The 17,100-nt window shown below is 58.6% G+C and carries 17 protein-coding genes, 2 tRNA genes and 2 other RNA genes; 14 read left to right on the forward strand and 7 right to left on the reverse strand.

Features of this window, described 5'->3' with window-relative positions; genetic code table 11:
* Positions 1-82 precede the first annotated feature (82 nt).
* From ACJ8IP_RS05130 to ACJ8IP_RS05170, 9 genes are all read left to right on the forward strand, one after another.
* Positions 83-547: a YchJ family protein gene (locus ACJ8IP_RS05130; RefSeq protein WP_147838021.1), complete on the forward strand. Its 465-nt coding sequence runs from the start codon at positions 83-85 to the stop codon at positions 545-547.
* Between the two features lie 68 nt (positions 548-615).
* The gene (purU, locus tag ACJ8IP_RS05135) at positions 616-1,464 is read left to right on the forward strand and encodes a formyltetrahydrofolate deformylase (RefSeq protein WP_004932187.1); all 849 of its coding nucleotides are present in this window, start codon (positions 616-618) and stop codon (positions 1,462-1,464) included.
* 175 nt (positions 1,465-1,639) lie between these two features.
* A tRNA-Tyr gene (locus ACJ8IP_RS05140) sits at positions 1,640-1,724 on the forward strand.
* Between the two features lie 189 nt (positions 1,725-1,913).
* Positions 1,914-1,998 (forward strand) — tRNA-Tyr (locus ACJ8IP_RS05145).
* Between the two features lie 47 nt (positions 1,999-2,045).
* Positions 2,046-2,173: non-coding RNA, RtT sRNA (locus ACJ8IP_RS05150), on the forward strand.
* Positions 2,174-2,220: 47 nt separating this feature from the next.
* A non-coding RNA gene (locus tag ACJ8IP_RS05155) (RtT sRNA) lies at positions 2,221-2,348 on the forward strand.
* Between the two features lie 193 nt (positions 2,349-2,541).
* Entirely contained in the window at positions 2,542-3,114 is a 573-nt protein-coding gene (locus tag ACJ8IP_RS05160) for a TIGR00730 family Rossman fold protein (protein WP_089194848.1), read from the forward strand.
* 102 nt (positions 3,115-3,216) lie between these two features.
* On the forward strand, positions 3,217-4,023 hold the full coding sequence (xthA, locus tag ACJ8IP_RS05165) for an exodeoxyribonuclease III (RefSeq protein ID WP_004932192.1): 807 nt from the start codon (positions 3,217-3,219) through the stop codon (positions 4,021-4,023).
* Between the two features lie 44 nt (positions 4,024-4,067).
* Positions 4,068-4,469 carry a pyrimidine (deoxy)nucleoside triphosphate diphosphatase gene (locus ACJ8IP_RS05170; RefSeq protein WP_442524383.1) on the forward strand — a complete coding sequence of 134 codons (402 nt, stop codon included), beginning with the start codon at positions 4,068-4,070 and terminating at the stop codon, positions 4,467-4,469.
* 21 nt (positions 4,470-4,490) lie between these two features.
* Here ACJ8IP_RS05170 and ACJ8IP_RS05175 read toward each other — a convergent pair whose 3' ends face one another.
* The 5 genes from ACJ8IP_RS05175 to ACJ8IP_RS05195 all read right to left on the reverse strand — a co-directional run bounded on the left by ACJ8IP_RS05175 (position 4,491) and on the right by ACJ8IP_RS05195 (position 9,579).
* Positions 4,491-4,787 (reverse strand): YnjH family protein, encoded by a 297-nt coding sequence (locus ACJ8IP_RS05175; RefSeq protein ID WP_033643308.1) that lies wholly within the window; start codon positions 4,785-4,787, stop codon positions 4,491-4,493.
* Entirely contained in the window at positions 4,784-6,709 is a 1,926-nt protein-coding gene (locus tag ACJ8IP_RS05180; RefSeq protein WP_164106994.1) for a DNA topoisomerase III, read from the reverse strand. The genes ACJ8IP_RS05175 and ACJ8IP_RS05180 overlap by 4 nt, the downstream gene beginning before the upstream one ends.
* Positions 6,709-7,818 (reverse strand): tRNA 2-selenouridine(34) synthase MnmH, encoded by a 1,110-nt coding sequence (mnmH, locus tag ACJ8IP_RS05185; RefSeq protein ID WP_240289841.1) that lies wholly within the window; start codon positions 7,816-7,818, stop codon positions 6,709-6,711. The genes ACJ8IP_RS05180 and mnmH overlap by 1 nt, the downstream gene beginning before the upstream one ends.
* Positions 7,819-7,826: 8 nt before the next feature.
* Positions 7,827-8,870: a selenide, water dikinase SelD gene (gene selD / locus ACJ8IP_RS05190; RefSeq protein WP_042784711.1), complete on the reverse strand. Its 1,044-nt coding sequence runs from the start codon at positions 8,868-8,870 to the stop codon at positions 7,827-7,829.
* 157 nt (positions 8,871-9,027) lie between these two features.
* Positions 9,028-9,579: an NAD(P)H nitroreductase gene (locus tag ACJ8IP_RS05195; RefSeq protein WP_004932204.1), complete on the reverse strand. Its 552-nt coding sequence runs from the start codon at positions 9,577-9,579 to the stop codon at positions 9,028-9,030.
* 160 nt (positions 9,580-9,739) lie between these two features.
* Between ACJ8IP_RS05195 and sppA the strand changes: the two genes are divergently transcribed.
* The 4 genes from sppA to ACJ8IP_RS05215 all read left to right on the forward strand — a co-directional run bounded on the left by sppA (position 9,740) and on the right by ACJ8IP_RS05215 (position 14,872).
* Entirely contained in the window at positions 9,740-11,596 is a 1,857-nt protein-coding gene (sppA, locus tag ACJ8IP_RS05200; protein ID WP_187048116.1) for a signal peptide peptidase SppA, read from the forward strand.
* Between the two features lie 93 nt (positions 11,597-11,689).
* Positions 11,690-12,706 carry an asparaginase gene (gene ansA / locus ACJ8IP_RS05205; protein WP_033643312.1) on the forward strand — a complete coding sequence of 339 codons (1,017 nt, stop codon included), beginning with the start codon at positions 11,690-11,692 and terminating at the stop codon, positions 12,704-12,706.
* 22 nt (positions 12,707-12,728) lie between these two features.
* Entirely contained in the window at positions 12,729-13,361 is a 633-nt protein-coding gene (pncA, locus tag ACJ8IP_RS05210) for a bifunctional nicotinamidase/pyrazinamidase (RefSeq protein WP_089191889.1), read from the forward strand.
* Between the two features lie 233 nt (positions 13,362-13,594).
* Positions 13,595-14,872 (forward strand): glycoside hydrolase family 18 protein, encoded by a 1,278-nt coding sequence (locus ACJ8IP_RS05215; protein ID WP_240289842.1) that lies wholly within the window; start codon positions 13,595-13,597, stop codon positions 14,870-14,872.
* A gap of 45 nt (positions 14,873-14,917) precedes the next feature.
* On the opposite strand, the gene ACJ8IP_RS05220 is transcribed toward ACJ8IP_RS05215, so the two are convergent.
* Complete coding sequence (locus ACJ8IP_RS05220) at positions 14,918-15,190, reverse strand: YeaC family protein (RefSeq protein ID WP_004932218.1); 273 nt, start codon at positions 15,188-15,190, stop codon at positions 14,918-14,920.
* 63 nt (positions 15,191-15,253) lie between these two features.
* Complete coding sequence (gene msrB, locus ACJ8IP_RS05225) at positions 15,254-15,667, reverse strand: peptide-methionine (R)-S-oxide reductase MsrB (protein ID WP_033643315.1); 414 nt, start codon at positions 15,665-15,667, stop codon at positions 15,254-15,256.
* 348 nt (positions 15,668-16,015) lie between these two features.
* Here msrB and gapA point away from each other — a divergent pair, with 348 nt between their 5' ends.
* Complete coding sequence (gapA, locus tag ACJ8IP_RS05230) at positions 16,016-17,011, forward strand: glyceraldehyde-3-phosphate dehydrogenase (RefSeq protein WP_004932222.1); 996 nt, start codon at positions 16,016-16,018, stop codon at positions 17,009-17,011.
* The last annotated feature ends 89 nt before the right edge of the window (positions 17,012-17,100 follow it).

The raw sequence follows: 17,100 nt of genomic DNA on the forward strand, positions 1-17,100 counted from the left end.
CAGGGTAGATTGTCACTGACGAATATTGTTAGGTAACATATGCGCTAAATTCATTTTCAGCCTCGTTTTCTCAGGAGTTATTTTGCCCGAATCATGCCCATGCGGCAGCGGACTGGCGTATAACGCGTGCTGCGCCCCTTTTATCAGCGGCAGTCAGCCGGCGCCGACGCCCGGCCAACTGATGCGTTCACGCTTCACCGCCTACGTGAATCATAACGTCGACTATCTGATCGCCACCTGGCACCCCGACTGCGGCGCTGAAGCATGGCGCAATGCGATCGTCGACAGCTTCAAAAACACCGAATGGCTGGGCTTGACGATCGTCGAGGAGCAAACCGGCCATGAGCCGGACGAAGGCTTCGTCGAATTCATCGCCCGCTTCACCGATGGCGAAAGCGGCGAGCCCCAGGCGATGCATGAGCGCTCACGCTTCCTTCGTCGCGATCAACATTGGTATTATATCGACGGCAGCAAGCCCCAGCCCGGCCGAAATGCGATATGTCCCTGCGGCTCAGGGAAAAAATATAAGAAGTGCTGCGGGCGCTAGCCGGCCGGCGCTTCACGTTAACGCCTGCGCAGACAGGCCGTTCAGTATCAGACAGGATCCTCAAACCCATGCCACACCAAAATGTACAACGAAAAGTGTTACGCACCATCTGCCCGGACGCCAAAGGGCTGATCGCCAAGATCACCAACATCTGTTACAAGCACGAGCTCAATATCGTCCAGAATAATGAGTTCGTCGATCACCGCACCGGGCGTTTCTTCATGCGTACCGAGCTGGAAGGCATTTTCAACGACAACACGCTGCTGGCCGATCTGGACAGCGCCCTGCCGGAAGGTTCGCTGCGTGAGTTGCACAGCACCGGACGTCGACGCATCGTGGTGCTGGTCACCAAAGAGGCGCACTGCCTGGGCGATCTGTTGATGAAAAGCGCCTATGGCGGCCTCGACGTTGAGATCGCCGCCGTAATCGGCAACCACGACACGCTGCAAACGCTGGTGGAGCGTTTCGATATTCCTTTCCATCTGGTGAGCCACGAAGGATTGACGCGCGAACAGCACGACCGCGAAATGACGGCCAAGATCGATCAATATCAGCCGGATTACGTGGTGTTGGCCAAATATATGCGCGTGCTGACGCCGGCCTTCGTGCAACATTATCCGAATCAGGTGATCAACATTCACCATTCGTTCCTGCCGGCGTTTATCGGCGCGCGGCCTTATCACCAGGCCTACGAACGCGGCGTGAAAATCATCGGCGCCACGGCTCACTACGTTAACGACAATCTCGACGAAGGCCCGATCATCATGCAGGACGTGATCCACGTCGATCACACCTATTCCGCCGAGGATATGATGCGCGCCGGCCGCGACGTAGAGAAAAACGTGCTCAGCCGAGCCCTGTATCAGGTGTTGGCGCAGCGCGTCTTCGTCTACGGCAATCGCACCGTTATTCTGTAATCGCTCAATAAATCGGTGCATTTCGTTCAGGGATGCACCGCCAAGAATAAAAAAACGGCAAACGATTCATTTTCTGCATTTCAATGCTTTACACATCCGCTTCATTTGATATGATGCGCCCCGCTTACCGAGACAGCGCTCTCGCAAGCAAGGCCAGTTAAATAGCCATGTATATGGTGGGGTTCCCGAGCGGCCAAAGGGAGCAGACTGTAAATCTGCCGTCACTGACTTCGAAGGTTCGAATCCTTCCCCCACCACCATCTTCTCTTTGTTGATGAACTTGAAGCGAAAGCTGAAATATCATTAAACGCCGAGGGGGAGGATGAGAAGCTTCGACAAGGTTCGAGCCGAGCGCAGCGAGACAACACGCTTTAGCGCGGTAATCCTTAGAAGCACACAATAGGAATTTAGCCCATTCCTTAAAAAATCAGCAAATCCATGAATACCATGGTGGGGTTCCCGAGCGGCCAAAGGGAGCAGACTGTAAATCTGCCGTCACTGACTTCGAAGGTTCGAATCCTTCCCCCACCACCATCCCTTGCAGAAACCCCCAAACCGAATTAAAAGCACATCGCATCCATAATGCTCCGTATTGGGGAGGGATGAGAAGCTTCGACCAAGGTTCGAGTCTCACGCAGTGAGACAACGCGCTTCAGCGCGGCCCGCAGGGTGAGTCGCGCAGCGACGAATCATCCTTCCCCCACCACCATCCCTTACAGAAACTCCCAAACCGAATTAAAAGCACATCGCATCCATAATGCTCCGTATTGGGGAAGGATGAGAAGCTTCGACCAAGGTTCGAGTCTCACGCAGTGAGACAACGCGCTTCAGCGCGGCCCGCAGGGTGAGTCGCGCAGCGACGAATCATCCTTCCCCCACCACCATCTCTTGCAGAAAAATCCAGACCCTACTTAAAACACGTTGCATCCAATGTTCTCGTATCAATGAATCAAGTTATCTCCCCCTTATTTACCGCTTTCATCCAGACGTTTTATTTCTCTCCTCCGCCCGTAACTTGAACTCCGGCCGACAATTCGCTATACCACTGGCTTCTTTAGTGCAGTAAGGAACAGGTGGATGCGAAACAATATTTGCGTTTTTTGTGGCGCCAGCGAAGGCGTCAATCCCGCTTATGCCGAGCAGGCTCGCCAACTGGGGCAATTGCTGGCCGCACAGGGACGCCGTTTAATCTACGGCGGCGGCAAAAAAGGACTGATGGGGATTGTGGCGGACGCGGTGTTGGCGGCGGGCGGTGAAGCTGTCGGCATTATCCCCGAGCGCCTGGTTGAAGCGGAAACGGCGCATCGCGGCCTGACTGAATTGGAAGTGGTGCCAGACATGCATACGCGCAAAGCCCGTATGGCGGCGCTGGCGGACTGTTTTATCGCCCTGCCCGGCGGCATCGGCACGCTGGAAGAGCTGTTTGAAATCTGGACCTGGGGGCAAATCGGGTATCACAACAAACCGGTCGGCCTGCTGAACGTCAACGGTTTCTACCGCCCACTGAGCCAGTTCCTCGAACACGTCGCCGATCAGGGCTTCATGCGCCACGACTATCTCGGTACACTGCACATCAGCGAATCGGCGCAAACGCTGCTGCAACAGTTTGACGACTATCAACCCAAAAATTACGACCGCTGGGCGAAATAAAGCCGGCTGCGCAGTCAGCGGGCTCGCCGCTGTCTGCGTTACATTTCCCGCCAAACTCTGCTACTATCACAGCACATTTTTCTCGTGAAAACGGCACCGCTCATGAAGTTTGTCTCTTTTAATATCAATGGACTGCGCGCGCGTCCGCATCAGCTGGCGGCAATTATCGAACAGCACCAGCCCGACGTGATCGGTCTGCAGGAAACCAAAGTTCACGATGACATGTTCCCATTGGAAGAAGTCAGCCAGCACGGCTATCACGTGTTCTATCACGGGCAAAAAGGCCATTATGGCGTGGCGCTGCTGACCAAAGCGGAGCCCCTGGCCGTGCGCCGCGGCTTCCCGACCGATGAAGAAGACGCGCAGCGTCGCATCATCATGGCCGATCTGGCTACGCCCCAGGGCACGCTGACGGTGATCAACGGCTACTTCCCGCAAGGTGAAAGCCGCGACCACCCGATCAAATTCCCGGCTAAAACACGCTTTTATCAGGATCTGCAAAACTACCTGGAGCAGCAGCTATCGGCGGAATCCCCGGTGCTGATCATGGGCGACATGAATATCAGCCCCAGCGATTACGATATCGGCATCGGCGAAGACAACCGCAAACGCTGGCTGCGCACCGGTAAATGCTCCTTCCTGCCGGAAGAGCGCGAATGGATGGATCGCCTGCTGAACTGGGGCCTGGTCGATACCTACCGCCACGCCAACCCGGGGCGCAACGACGAGTTTTCGTGGTTCGACTACCGCTCCAAAGGGTTCGACGACAACCGCGGCCTGCGTATCGATCTGCTGCTGGCCAGCACCCCGCTGGCTTCGCGCTGCATCGCCACCGGCATCGATTACCAAACCCGCGGCATGGAGAAACCTTCCGACCATGCGCCGGTCTGGGCGGAATTTACGCTGTAACCCCATCACCCCGGCGTCCGCCGGGGTTTTACTCTGTGAAGCCAATGAAAATTATCGACGTGGTAGCCGCCATTCTGGAAAAAAATGGCCGCATTTTGCTGGCCCAGCGCGGCGCAGACAGCGATCAGGCCGGTCTGTGGGAGTTTCCCGGCGGCAAAGTTGAGCCGGGTGAAAGCCAACCGCAGGCGCTGGCGCGCGAACTGGATGAAGAATTGGGGATTTGCGCCCGTATCGGCAACTATGTAGGCAGCAATCAGTGGCAGCAAGGCGAACGCCTCATCCGGCTGCACGCCTGGCAAGTCGCGGAGTTCTCCGGTGAACTGCAACAGCGCTGCCACTCGGCGCTGGTCTGGGTCACGCCGCAACAGGCGCAAGAATATACCCTGGCCCCGGCCGACGTTCCACTGCTGGCGGACTACATCGCCGCGCAAGGCTATGCGCGCTAAGCGCGGCGATAGGTTACATGGTCACTTCTTCAATCGCACCCAAATCAAGGGGTTGGTGCCGATGGTGTTAGGCTCACGCACGCACTGCAGCACTTCGCCTTCGACTTTGAGCACCGCGCCTTCGGAATAGTTTTGATTCTGGTAGACGCAACAGCGGTTGCAGGGTTGCGCCGGTGGCGAATTGGCGCCGTTTTTCGCCGTCCCCCAAATCTCCGGCGAAACCGGCAACACCACGTCCACATCGCCTCGGTTGGCGGCCGCCAGGCCGCAGTACGCCAGGGCAGCGGCAGCCAGCACCCCATTGAGTCCGTGCTTCATTCACTCTTCTCCTGCGCCTTGCCGGCGCTTTTCCTGCGTTTTTTGCCTCCGCTGGAAGGCGGCGGCGGCAACCCACGAAACGCCATGCTCGCCCGGCTCTGCTTAGCCTGATAAATCAGCTCTTGCAGCGTGCCGACCAACGGCTGCATAAAGTCCTGATAACGGCAGGATTTCTCGCTGATTTGCGTCAGCGTTGCCTCCCAGTTGGCCGTCATATCAGGACGCGCAGCAAGATCCGGCAGCGAGTGAATCAACGCGCGCCCGGTTTCGCTGGAGTGAATATAGCGTCCCTTCTTGTACAGAAACGCCCGTTTGAACAGCAATTCGATGATCCCCGCTCGCGTCGCTTCCGTACCTAAACCATCGGTCGCCCGCAGGATTTTCTTTAGCGCTTTATCTTGTACGAAGCGCGCGATACCGGTCATGGCCGACAACAGACTGGCGTCGGTAAACGGCCGCGGGGGCTGCGTCTGGCGCTCCACCACCTCACCGCGCTCACACAGCAGCTCATCATCTTTAGCCACCACCGGCAGCGGTGCGCCTTCGTTTTCTTCGTCGCGTTCCTTGCTGCCCAGCAGCGTACGCCAACCGGCTTCCGCCAGGAAACGCGCCTTGGCGATAAATTTGCCGCCGGCGATATCCAGCTCAATCACGCATTTGCGGAATACCGCATCCGGACAAAACTGCATCAGATACTGGCGCGCCACCAGCCCATACACGTTCCGTTCATCCTGCGTCAGATTAATCTTGCCGGCACGGGCGGTGGGAATGATAGCGTGGTGCGCATCGACTTTTTTATCGTCCCAGCAGCGGTTGTGGCGATCGCTGTCGATCACCGGCTGCGGATACAGCTCAGGCTGGTGCACGCTGATGGCGTTCAGCACCGCGTGACGGCCGGCGAAATGCTCTTCCGGCAGGTAGCGGCAGTCGGAACGCGGATAGGTGATTAATTTATGGGTTTCGTACAACCGCTGGCAAACGTCCAGCACCTGTTGGGCGCTGAGGTTATAACGCCGGGCCGCTTCGATTTGCAGCGTGGAGAGCGAAAACGGCAGCGGCGCGGTATCTGATTCCCGCTTATCGTTATAGGACGTGACCAGCGCCGGCTGGCCCTCGATGCGCTTGACCACGTGCTCCGCCAACGGCCGGTGCAGCAAGCGCCCCTCTTCGTCCTGATAAGGCTCGCACGACTCGCTGGGCTGCCACAGCGCCACAAAACGCTCTTCTTTCGGCGTAACGATGTGCGCCTTGACCTCAAAGAAGTCTTTCGGCACGAAGTTTTCGATCTCTTCATCGCGCCGCACCACCAACCCCAGCACCGGCGTCTGCACCCTGCCCACCGACAACACGCCGTCATAACCGGCGTTGCGGCCCAGCAGCGTATAAGCGCGGGTCATATTGATGCCGTACAGCCAGTCGGCGCGTGAGCGCGCAAGGGCGGACACGCACAGCGGGATGAAGTCACGGTTGTCGCGCAGGCGTTCAACCGCGCGTTCCACCGCCTGCGGGTTGAGATCGTTGATCAGACAGCGGCGCACGTTCTGGCGTTTTTCCGGCGTCAGATCCAGGTAGTCCAGCACCTCATCCACCAGCAGCTGCCCTTCACGATCCGGGTCGCCGGCATGAACCACTTCATCGGCTTCAAGCAGCAACTTTTTAATGGCGTTGAGCTGTTTACTGACCGACGGCCGCGGCTGCAACCGCCATTTTTCAGGAATGATCGGCAGATCCGCCAACGACCAGCGCGCATAGCGGCTGTCATAAGCGTCAGGCTGAGCCTGCTCCAACAGGTGGCCGACGCACCAGGTCACCACATCGTTGTTGCCGCAGGCGATATACCCGTCGCCGCGGCGATGCGGCTTGGGCAATACGTCGGCAATGGCGCGCGCCAAACTCGGTTTCTCGGCTATGAACAGTCGCATTATTCACCGTTTTTCTGGCTGAACGTCATCAAGAATTCTCTTACTTCTGCATAGTTCCCACGGAAGACAATCCGCTGGGCTTTCTTTTCCAACTGATAGCAATACATCGGATCGTAGTACTGCTGCAACAGGGGCGCCAGCCACTCGCGGTGCGCCTCGCCCTGGCCGCTGAGCCGCTGTGTCCGCAGCGCCGCTTCCAGTCGTTGCGTCAGCTGCTGGAAGCGTTCCAGCCCCAGGCGGCGGCGTATGGCGAACAGGCCGTGGTGCAGATAGTCGTCGTACTGTCGCCAGCCCTCTTCCATGCCATAGGCCTGTTCGAACTGTTCGCGCATGCCGTCGATATATTCCGCCTGCAAACGCGCCAGGCGAATGTCGAACGGATCGTCGATCACCGCCACCGGCGCCTGCTGCATCCCATTGAACAACGGCAGCGGCAAATTGTTGCTGCCGATGATCCGCCCTTCGTCTTCCAGCACCCAACGGCGGCTGCCACCATGCTGTTTTTTCAGCAATAACACAGCCAGACGATTCTCAAAATCGATCTGCGAGCTCTGGCCCGCCAGCGTTCGACCAAAAGATGAACCGCGATGGCGCGCCACGCCTTCCAGATCGACGCCGTCGGCCAGTTCGTTGACCAGCAACGTCTTGCCGCTGCCGGTATTGCCGCCCACCAGGGCCATCGGCAATGCTGCGCTTTGCGCCAGCACGCCGAGCAAATAATTGCGCAGCGCCTTATAACCGCCAATGATACGCGGGTACTCGACGCCGGCCTCATGCAACCATTGCTGCACCAGCTGCGAGCGCAGACCGCCGCGGAAGCAATAGAGATAGCCTTCGGGCCGCTGCGCACAGGCCGCCAGCCAGGCGGCGGTGCGCTGTTCGCGCAGTTTGCCGTTCACCAGACTGTGGCCGAGCGCTATCGCCGCTTGCTGCCCATGCTGTTTATAGCAGGTGCCCACCGCCTGCCGCTCGCTGTCGATCATCAGCGGCAGGTTCAGCGCCTGAGCGAAGGCGCCCTGCTGAAACTCGATCGGCGCGCGCACGTCAATCAGCGGCACGTCCTGCAGGAAAATGCGTTGGTAATTGTCGCTGTCCGGCCTTCCTTGCATGTTGGACACTACACGACCTCGATCAGCGGCTTATCGGCCGATGCCACATGCAGCTCGCCGATGGCGTTGAGCGTAATGCCATGCTGTTCGGCAATCGCCAGCACCTGCGCTTCCGCCTCCGGCAATACCGCCAACAGCAAACCGCCGGAGGTCTGAGGATCGCACAGCAACTGGCGCTGCAGATCGCTCATCTCGCCCACCAGATGGCCATAGCTGTCGAAGTTGCGCCCGGTACCGCCCGGCACGCAGCCCTCGGCAATATACGCCTCGACGTCCGGCAGCTTCGGCACCCGATCGAACCAGACCGTCGCCTGCAGGCCGGAACCCTGACATACCTCGCTCAGGTGGCCCAGCAGGCCAAAACCGGTGATGTCGGTCATCGCCGTGACGCCCGCCACCTCGGCAAAGTCGGCGCCCGGCTTGTTAAGGCGGCACATCACGTCCGTCGCCAGCCCCTGATGCTCGGGGCGCAGCTTGCTTTGCTTCTCGGCGGTCGTCAGCACGCCGATGCCCAGCGGCTTGGTCAGATAGAGTTTAGCCCCGGCCCGCGCGGCGCTGTTCTTCTTCACCCGCTCGGTATTGACCACGCCGGTGACCGCCAGGCCGAAGATAGGTTCAGGCGCATCGATGGAGTGGCCGCCAGCCAGCGCGATCCCCGCCTGCTGGCAGGCGAAACGCCCACCGTCGATCACCTGCTGCGCCACCTCCGGCGGCAGTTTGGCGATCGGCCAGCCGAGAATGGCGATCGCCATGATCGGTTTGCCGCCCATGGCGTACACGTCGCTGATGGCGTTAGCGGCGGCGATGCGGCCGAAATCGAACGGATCGTCGACGATCGGCATGAAGAAGTCGGTGGTGCTGATAATGCCGACGCCGTTGCCGATGTCATATACCGCCGCGTCGTCGCGGGTTTCATTGCCGACCAGCAGACGCGGATCGACAAATTTCTCCCGCTCGCTGTGCAGGATGGTTTCGAGAACTTTCGGTGAGATTTTGCAGCCGCAGCCAGCGCCATGGCTGTACTGGGTTAAACGGATCGCTGGCGATGTCATAGTCCACTCCCTTCGATAACGGCACTCAAGATAACATAGGGTAGCGCTTGCCGAGGGGATTGATAAGAGCGTGCCGCCGATAAGCGAGCGGCCTGCTCAGAAACCATGCAATTTTGCGGGGTTTGGCGCATTTTCGCCGCGCCCCGTCGGATAATACTTAGAAATAGCTGACGAAAGGCGTGCTGTCCGGCGGCGTCACTTTAGTGGCGGCCTTCAGCTGCGGCGTGCCCAGATAGAGGAAACCGACGATCTCGTCCTGCTCGCGGCAACCGAAGGCTTCACGCACCAGCGCATGCTCGGTCCAGGCGCCGGTGCGCCAGATGCCGTTAAAGCCCTGCGCCAGCGCCGCCATCTGCATCGCCTGCACGGCGCAACCGGCGGAAACCACCTGCTCCCAGCGCGGCACCTTGGTTTCTTCAGTGCAATGCGCGATAACGGTGATGATCAGCGGTGCGCGGAACGGCGCCTTGGTGGCTTTTTCGATCGCCGCTTCATCCAACTGATCCTGCTTCGCCGCCGCCTGCAGCAGCTGACTGAAGCGCTCCAGGCCCTGATTCTCGATCATCACGAAACGCCACGGCTGCAGCGCGCCGTGATCGGGCGCACGCAGGCCCGCGTTGATGATGTTTTGGCGCACTTCCCCCGCCGGCGCCGGTTCCGCCAGGCGCGAAGCCGAGCGACGATTCAATAAAAGATCCAGAGCATCCATCGTAAACTCCTGATAACAATTTTCATTCCGGCCACGTTAACATAGCTAAACGGCGAGTTACAGCCTCGGCGATAGCGTCTGTGTGCCACGATTTAAAGCTGACATTTACCCGGCCGCTCATTAGGATAGCGGAACATTCTCGACTCTTGTTGGAGAGCACATGCGCACATTGTGGCAAATTATTGCCGGCATTTTCCGGTGGACATGGCGTCTGCTGAATTTTATCAGGGAACTGATCCTTAACCTGTTCCTGGTCCTGCTGATCCTGGTTGGGGTCGGCATCTATCTGTCCTTCCAAAGTTCCTCCACCTCGACGGCCCCGGCGCGCGGCGCGCTGTTGGTCGATTTAAGCGGCGTGGTGGTCGATCAGCCTTCGGTAAACAACCGGGTGCGGCAATGGGGGCGTGAACTGTTGGGCGCCTCCAGCAGCCGCCTGCAGGAGAACTCGCTGTTCGACGTGGTGGACAGCATCCGCAAGGCCAAAGACGACAAAAACATTACCGGCATGGTGTTGCAGCTGAATGACTTCGCTGGCGCCGATCAGCCGTCGCTGCGCTATATCGGCAAAGCGCTGCGCGAGTTTCGCGACAGCGGCAAACCGATCTTCGCCATCGGCGACAGTTACAATCAAACGCAATACTACCTGGCCAGCTACGCCAACAAGGTCTACCTCTCGCCGCAGGGCGCGGTCGATCTGCACGGTTTCGCCACCAACAACCTGTATTACAAGTCGTTGCTGGACATGCTCAAGGTCACCACCAATATCTTCCGCGTCGGCACCTATAAATCGGCGGTCGAACCGCTGATCCGCGACGACATGTCCCCGGCGGCGCGCGAAGCGGACAGCCGCTGGATTGGCGGTCTGTGGCAGAACTATCTGGAAACCGTGGCGGCCAACCGGCAGCTGACGCCGCAGCAGCTGTTCCCCGGCGCCGCCGGCGTGCTGAGCGGCCTGCAGGCGGCAGGCGGCGACACCGCCCGCTATGCGCTGGACAATAAGCTGGTGGACGAGCTGGCGTCGCGCACCGCGATCGAAAATCAGCTGGTCAAAACCTTCGGCTGGGACAAACAGGCGAACGATTTCAACGCCATCAGCATCTACGACTATCAGCCGAAGCCGGACGCCAACCAGGGCGGCAAGATCGCCGTGGTGTTCGCCAACGGCGCCATCATGGACGGCCCGCAGACGCCGGGCAACGTCGGGGGCGACACCACCGCCGCCGAGCTGCGTCAGGCCCGTTTGGATCCGGCCGTCAAAGCCGTGGTGTTCCGCGTCAACAGCCCTGGCGGCAGCGTCAGCGCGTCCGAAGTGATCCGCTCCGAGCTGGCCGCCGTGCGCGCCGCCGGCAAACCGGTGGTGGTGTCGATGGGCGGCATGGCCGCGTCGGGCGGTTACTGGGTCTCGACGCCGGCCGACTACATCATCGCCAGCCCGAGCACGCTGACCGGCTCCATCGGCATTTTCGGCATCATCAATACCTACGAGAAAACCCTGGATACGCTGGGCGTGCACACCGACGGCGTGGCGACATCGCCGCTGGCCGATATCGCGGTCACCAAGGCGTTGCCGCAGGAGTTCTCGCAGATGATGCAGCTGAATATCGAAAACGGGTATAAGAACTTCCTCGATCTGGTCGCCAAATCACGCAAGATGACCCCGCAGCAGGTTGACCAAATCGCGCAGGGCCACGTGTGGCTCGGCAGCGACGCCAAGGCCAACGGCCTGGTCGATCAGTTGGGCGATTTCGACGATGCGGTGAAGAAAGCCGCTGAGCTGGCGAAACTGCAACAGTGGCAGCTCGACTGGTTCGTCGACACTCCGAGCCTGAGCGATATGGTGCTCAGCCAGTTCGGCGTTTCCATTCACGCCATGCTGCCGGCGGCGATTCAGGCCATGCTGCCTGCCCCGCTGGTCTCGGTCGCCAATGCGGTGAAAGAGCAGCCGGGTTTGTTCAATAACTTGAACGATCCGCAGAACCGTTACGCGATCTGTCTGACCTGCGGAGAAGTCCGCTAACAAATAATTCTGCAGCCCGGCCTCCGCCGGGCTTTTTTTCTGCCGCCATGTCCCTATAATTCAGCCCATCTTATCTTTGTTAAAATCATAACCATGCAAAAGAAATCCATTTACGTCGCCTACACCGGCGGCACCATCGGCATGCAGCGTTCCGAGCACGGCTATATTCCGGTTTCCGGCCACCTGCAGCGTCAGCTGGCGCTGATGCCGGAATTCCATCGGCCAGAGATGCCGGATTTCACCATTCATGAATACGCGCCGCTCATCGATTCCTCGGATATGACGCCGGAAGACTGGCAGCACATCGCCGACGACATCAAACAGAACTACGATCGCTACGACGGCTTCGTGATCCTGCACGGCACCGATACCATGGCGTTCACCGCCTCGGCGCTCTCCTTCATGCTGGAGAACCTGGCCAAACCGGTGATCGTCACCGGCTCGCAGATTCCGCTGGCGGAGCTGCGCTCCGATGGCCAAACCAATCTGCTGAATGCACTGTACCTGGCGGCCAACCATCCGGTGAACGAAGTCAGCCTGTTCTTCAACAACAAGCTGTTCCGCGGCAACCGCACCACCAAAGCGCACGCCGACGGCTTCGATGCCTTCGCCTCCCCGAATCTGCCGCCGCTGCTGGAAGCCGGCATCCACATTCGTCGCCAGCACGGCATCGACAGCCCGGTTTGCAACGGCGCGTTGCAGGTACATGACATCACGCCACAACCGATCGGCGTCGTCACCATCTATCCGGGCATTTCCGGCGCGGTGGTGCGCAACTTCCTGCTGCAGCCGGTCAAGGCGCTGATCTTACGCTCCTACGGCGTCGGTAACGCGCCTCAGAAGGCCGAGCTGATCGACGAGTTGCGCGCGGCTTCCGAACGCGGCATCGTAGTGGTCAACCTGACGCAGTGCATCTCCGGGCGCGTCAATATGGAAGGCTACGCCACCGGCAACGCGCTGGCGCACGCCGGGGTGATCAGCGGTTTTGACATGACGGTGGAAGCCGCTCTGACCAAGCTGCACTATCTGTTGAGCCAGCCGCTGACGCCGGAACAAATCCGCGCCCTGATGCAGCAAGATCTGCGCGGCGAGCTGAGCATCAACGGTTAACCTACCGATCTTTGGAGCGGCGATGAAAACGGCCCTGTTGTTGATCGATCTGCAAAATGATTTCTGCCCCGGCGGCGCGCTGGCGGTCACGGAGGGCGACGCCGTCATCCCGGTCGCCAATCAGGCGATCGCCGCCTGCCTGGCGCGCGGCGAACCGGTGGTGGCCAGCCAGGACTGGCATCCCGCCAATCACCGCAGCTTTGCGGTGAACTCCGATGCGCAAGTCGGCACCCTCGGTGAACTGGAAGGTTTGCCGCAGGTGTGGTGGCCGGTGCACTGCGTGCAAGGGAGCCTCGGCGCCGATTTTCATCCTCAACTGCAGCGGCAACACATCAATGCCGTCTTTCGCAAAGGACAGGATACGGACATCGACAGCTATAGCGCGTTCTTCGATAACGGCCACCGGGCGCAGACCGAACTGCACGGCTGGCTGCAATCGCAGGGCATTCAGCGGCTGGCGATCATGGGCCTGGCAACCGACTATTGCGTGAAGTTCAGCGTGCTGGATGCGCTGGCTGCCGGCTATCCGACGCAGGTGATCGTCGACGGCTGCCGCGGCGTGAATCTGCAGCCGGATGACAGTGAGCGGGCGCTGCAGGAGATGGCGCGCGCCGGCGCGCAGCTAGTTACCCTGTCACAATTTCTCGCCAATTAAATCCTGACGGGCGCTATCGGCGCCCTCTCTGGGGGGCGGCGAAAATATCGACGCCGCTCACAATGCTGTTCTTCTTCTCCTCCAGCCGCTTGTGACCGGCAGGCGCTTTTGCTGTTATGGCAGCGACGCTTTTGGCGTCAATCGGTTATACGCATCCGGGGCCCGCTGAGCCCGGCTTTATTGTGACCGCTACTGGCGGTACGGTCGGCCTTGCCGATCCCAAGGAGACAAACATGAAAATAACCCGAAAACTGCTGCCTTTGCTGGCAGCGGTGCAGTTGGCTATCGCCGGTATCGGCGCGGCTCAGGCGGCCTATCTCTCCGTCGGCTACTTCAACGGCGGCGGCGACGTCACCGCCGGCCCCGGTGGTGACATCGACAAGCTGGACGTGACGCAAATCACCCACCTCAACTATTCGTTTGGCCTGATCTACAACGACGAGAAAGACGAAACCAATGCGGCGCTGAAAGACCCCGCTCGCCGCCACCAGATCTACCTGTCGCCGAAAGTCACGGCCGATCTGCAACGTCTGCCGGTGCTGCGCAAACAGAACCCCGAGCTGAAAGTGCTGTTGTCGGTTGGCGGCTGGGGCGCACGCGGTTTCTCCGGCGCCGCCGCCACCGCGGAAAACCGGGCGATATTCATCCGCTCCGCGTTGCAGGTGATCGAGCAGTACCGGCTGGATGGGATCGATCTGGACTGGGAATACCCGGTAAACGGCGCCTGGGGTTTGGTGGAAAGCCAACCGGCAGACCGCGACAACTTCACCCTGCTGCTGAAAGAGCTTCATCAGGCGCTGGGTAAAGGCAAACTGTTGACCATCGCCGTTGGCGCCAACGTCAAAAGCCCACGTGAATGGGTCGATGTGAAAAATATTGCGCCCTATCTCAATTACATCAATCTGATGACCTACGACATGGCTTACGGCACGCAGTACTTCAATGCCAACCTGTACGATTCAACGCGTTGGCCAACCGTAGCCGCCGCCGATCGCTACAGCGCCGATAACGTGGTAAAGCATTATCTGGCTGCCGGTCTGAAACCGGCGCAGATGAACCTCGGGATCGGTTTCTACGGCCGGGTGCCGAAACGGGCGACCGAGGCGGGCATCGACTGGGACAAACCAGACGCCGCCAACCATCCGGTGACGCAGCCTTACTTCAGCGCGCGAGAAATCGCCCTGTTCCACACGCTGGGATTGGATCTCAGCAAAGACACTTATTTTAAATACCGCGATATCGTCAACAAATTGCTCAACGATCCGCAGCAGCGTTTCCGCGAGCACTGGGATGACGACGCCAAAGTGCCATACCTGACGCTGCAATCCGCCGAGGGCAAGCCGCTGTTCGCCATCTCGTACGAGAACCCGCGTTCGGTGGCCATCAAGGCCGATTACATCAAAAGCCAGGGATTGGGCGGTGCGATGTTCTGGGAATACGGCGCAGACGACAACAACCGGCTGGCGCAGCAGCTGGCGGAATCGCTGGGCATAAAGGGCGAGAAACGTTGAATCGACGGGGCGATGGCGACATCGCCCCGCTTTAGGGGTGGAGCCTTACTGCGGCTTGAGTTTCACCAGCGGCTCGGCAACGAACTGCTGCTTCAGCTCTTGTTTGCTCTTCATCACGATCTGCCCGTCGGTGCCGATGCTCATATGCTGCGGATCGACGTTGTTCATCGACTGCCACAGCATCACCGCCTGCAGGCTGTTTTCCTTTTGCTCCGGCGTCAGCGCCACGCCGTCCGGCCATTTGCCCAGTTCAACCGCCTGCACCAGGCGTTGGTATATCTCGGGCGTCATCGCCGCAATCAGATCTTTCACGTCCATCAGGGCCCTTCTCGCTTACGGAAGAATAATTAGCTGAATCGATTTTGTTGGTTAAATTACCGCTTAACCGGCCGTTTGATCGCCATTTTCGCCATCGGTGAAACTCAGCGAGGCGGAATTGACGCAGTAACGGTCACCGGTCGGCTGCGGGCCATCGGGGAATACATGCCCCAGGTGCGCGTCGCAGTGGCCACAGCGGATTTCAACACGATGCATATTATGTGAATTATCATCAAGATAACGGATTGCATCGGCGGAAACCGGCTCGTAAAAGCTGGGCCAGCCGCAGCCGGAATCGTATTTGGTTTCGGAATAGAACAGCGGCTGGTTACAGCACAGACAATGGTACACGCCCTCACGCTTGTTATGCAGCAATTTGCCGCTAAACGGCGCTTCGGTGCCACGCTGTTGCGTGACATAACGTTGGATTTCATTCAGTTCCGTGACCGGATGAGCGGGGGTTGTCTCTTTAGCCATTTGTGCTTATCTCTGAATGTGGATAATGTCAACGAAAACAATGATTAATAATAACAAAAAATTAACACCGCTGCAGGGGTTTTTGGCCTAAACTGTAGCCCATAAAGGCCACGTCACGATGATATGTGATAGCGATCACACATCTTGCGTATGCTGACTTTATACTTGGCGGCTTGTCCCCATATAACGGATGAGGCCGAGCGCAAATGGACTGTGCAATAAGCGTGCAAAACCACCCTTCCGGTTTGACTTGCCGCAAGTATTGACACGATTCCGCTTGACGCTGGGTAAGGTTTTTGTAATTTTACAACCAACCTTTTATTCACTAACAAATAGCTGGTGGAATATATGACTATCAAAGTAGGTATCAACGGTTTTGGCCGTATCGGTCGCATTGTTTTCCGTGCTGCTCAAGAGCGTTCTGACATCGAGATCGTTGCAATCAACGACCTGTTGGACGCAGAGTACATGGCTTACATGCTGAAGTATGACTCTACTCACGGCCGTTTCAACGGTACGGTAGAAGTTAAAGACGGCCACCTGGTTGTTAACGGCAAAACCATCCGTGTTACCGCAGAGAAAGACCCGGCTAACCTGAAGTGGAACGAAGTGGGCGTTGATGTGGTTGCTGAAGCGACCGGTATCTTCCTGACCGACGAAACAGCGCGTAAACACATCACCGCCGGCGCTAAAAAAGTGGTTCTGACTGGCCCATCCAAAGATGCGACCCCAATGTTCGTTCGCGGCGCCAACTTTGACAAATATGCCGGCCAGGACATCGTTTCCAACGCCTCTTGCACCACCAACTGCCTGGCGCCGCTGGCTAAAGTCATCAACGACAACTTCGGTATCGTTGAAGGCCTGATGACCACCGTTCACGCGACCACCGCTACTCAGAAAACCGTTGATGGCCCGTCTCACAAAGACTGGCGCGGCGGCCGCGGCGCATCCCAGAACATCATCCCTTCTTCTACCGGCGCAGCGAAAGCGGTTGGCGTGGTTCTGCCAGAGCTGAAAGGCAAACTGACCGGCATGGCGTTCCGCGTACCGACCCCTAACGTGTCCGTTGTTGACCTGACCGTGCGTCTGGAAAAAGCGGCCACCTACGAAGAAATCAAGAAAGCCATCAAAGACGCCGCTGAAGGCTCTATGAAAGGCGTTCTGGGCTATGTTGAAGACGACGTGGTTTCCACCGACTTCAACGGCGAAGTGCTGACTTCCGTGTTCGATGCCAAAGCCGGTATCGCACTGAACGACAACTTCGTGAAACTGGTTTCCTGGTACGACAACGAAACCGGCTACTCCAACAAGGTTCTGGATCTGATCGCTCACATCTCCAAGTAATGGCATGATGTTAAGCTGATAATGAGGGCGACATTTTTTTGTCGCCCTTTTTTTACCCGTCATCTTTCGAGTCACAGCGTTGTTCGCTG

It is taken from the genome of Serratia sp. CY52157, from assembly GCF_052168495.1.
In the GTDB taxonomy this organism is placed as follows: Bacteria; Pseudomonadota; Gammaproteobacteria; order Enterobacterales; family Enterobacteriaceae; genus Serratia; species Serratia ureilytica.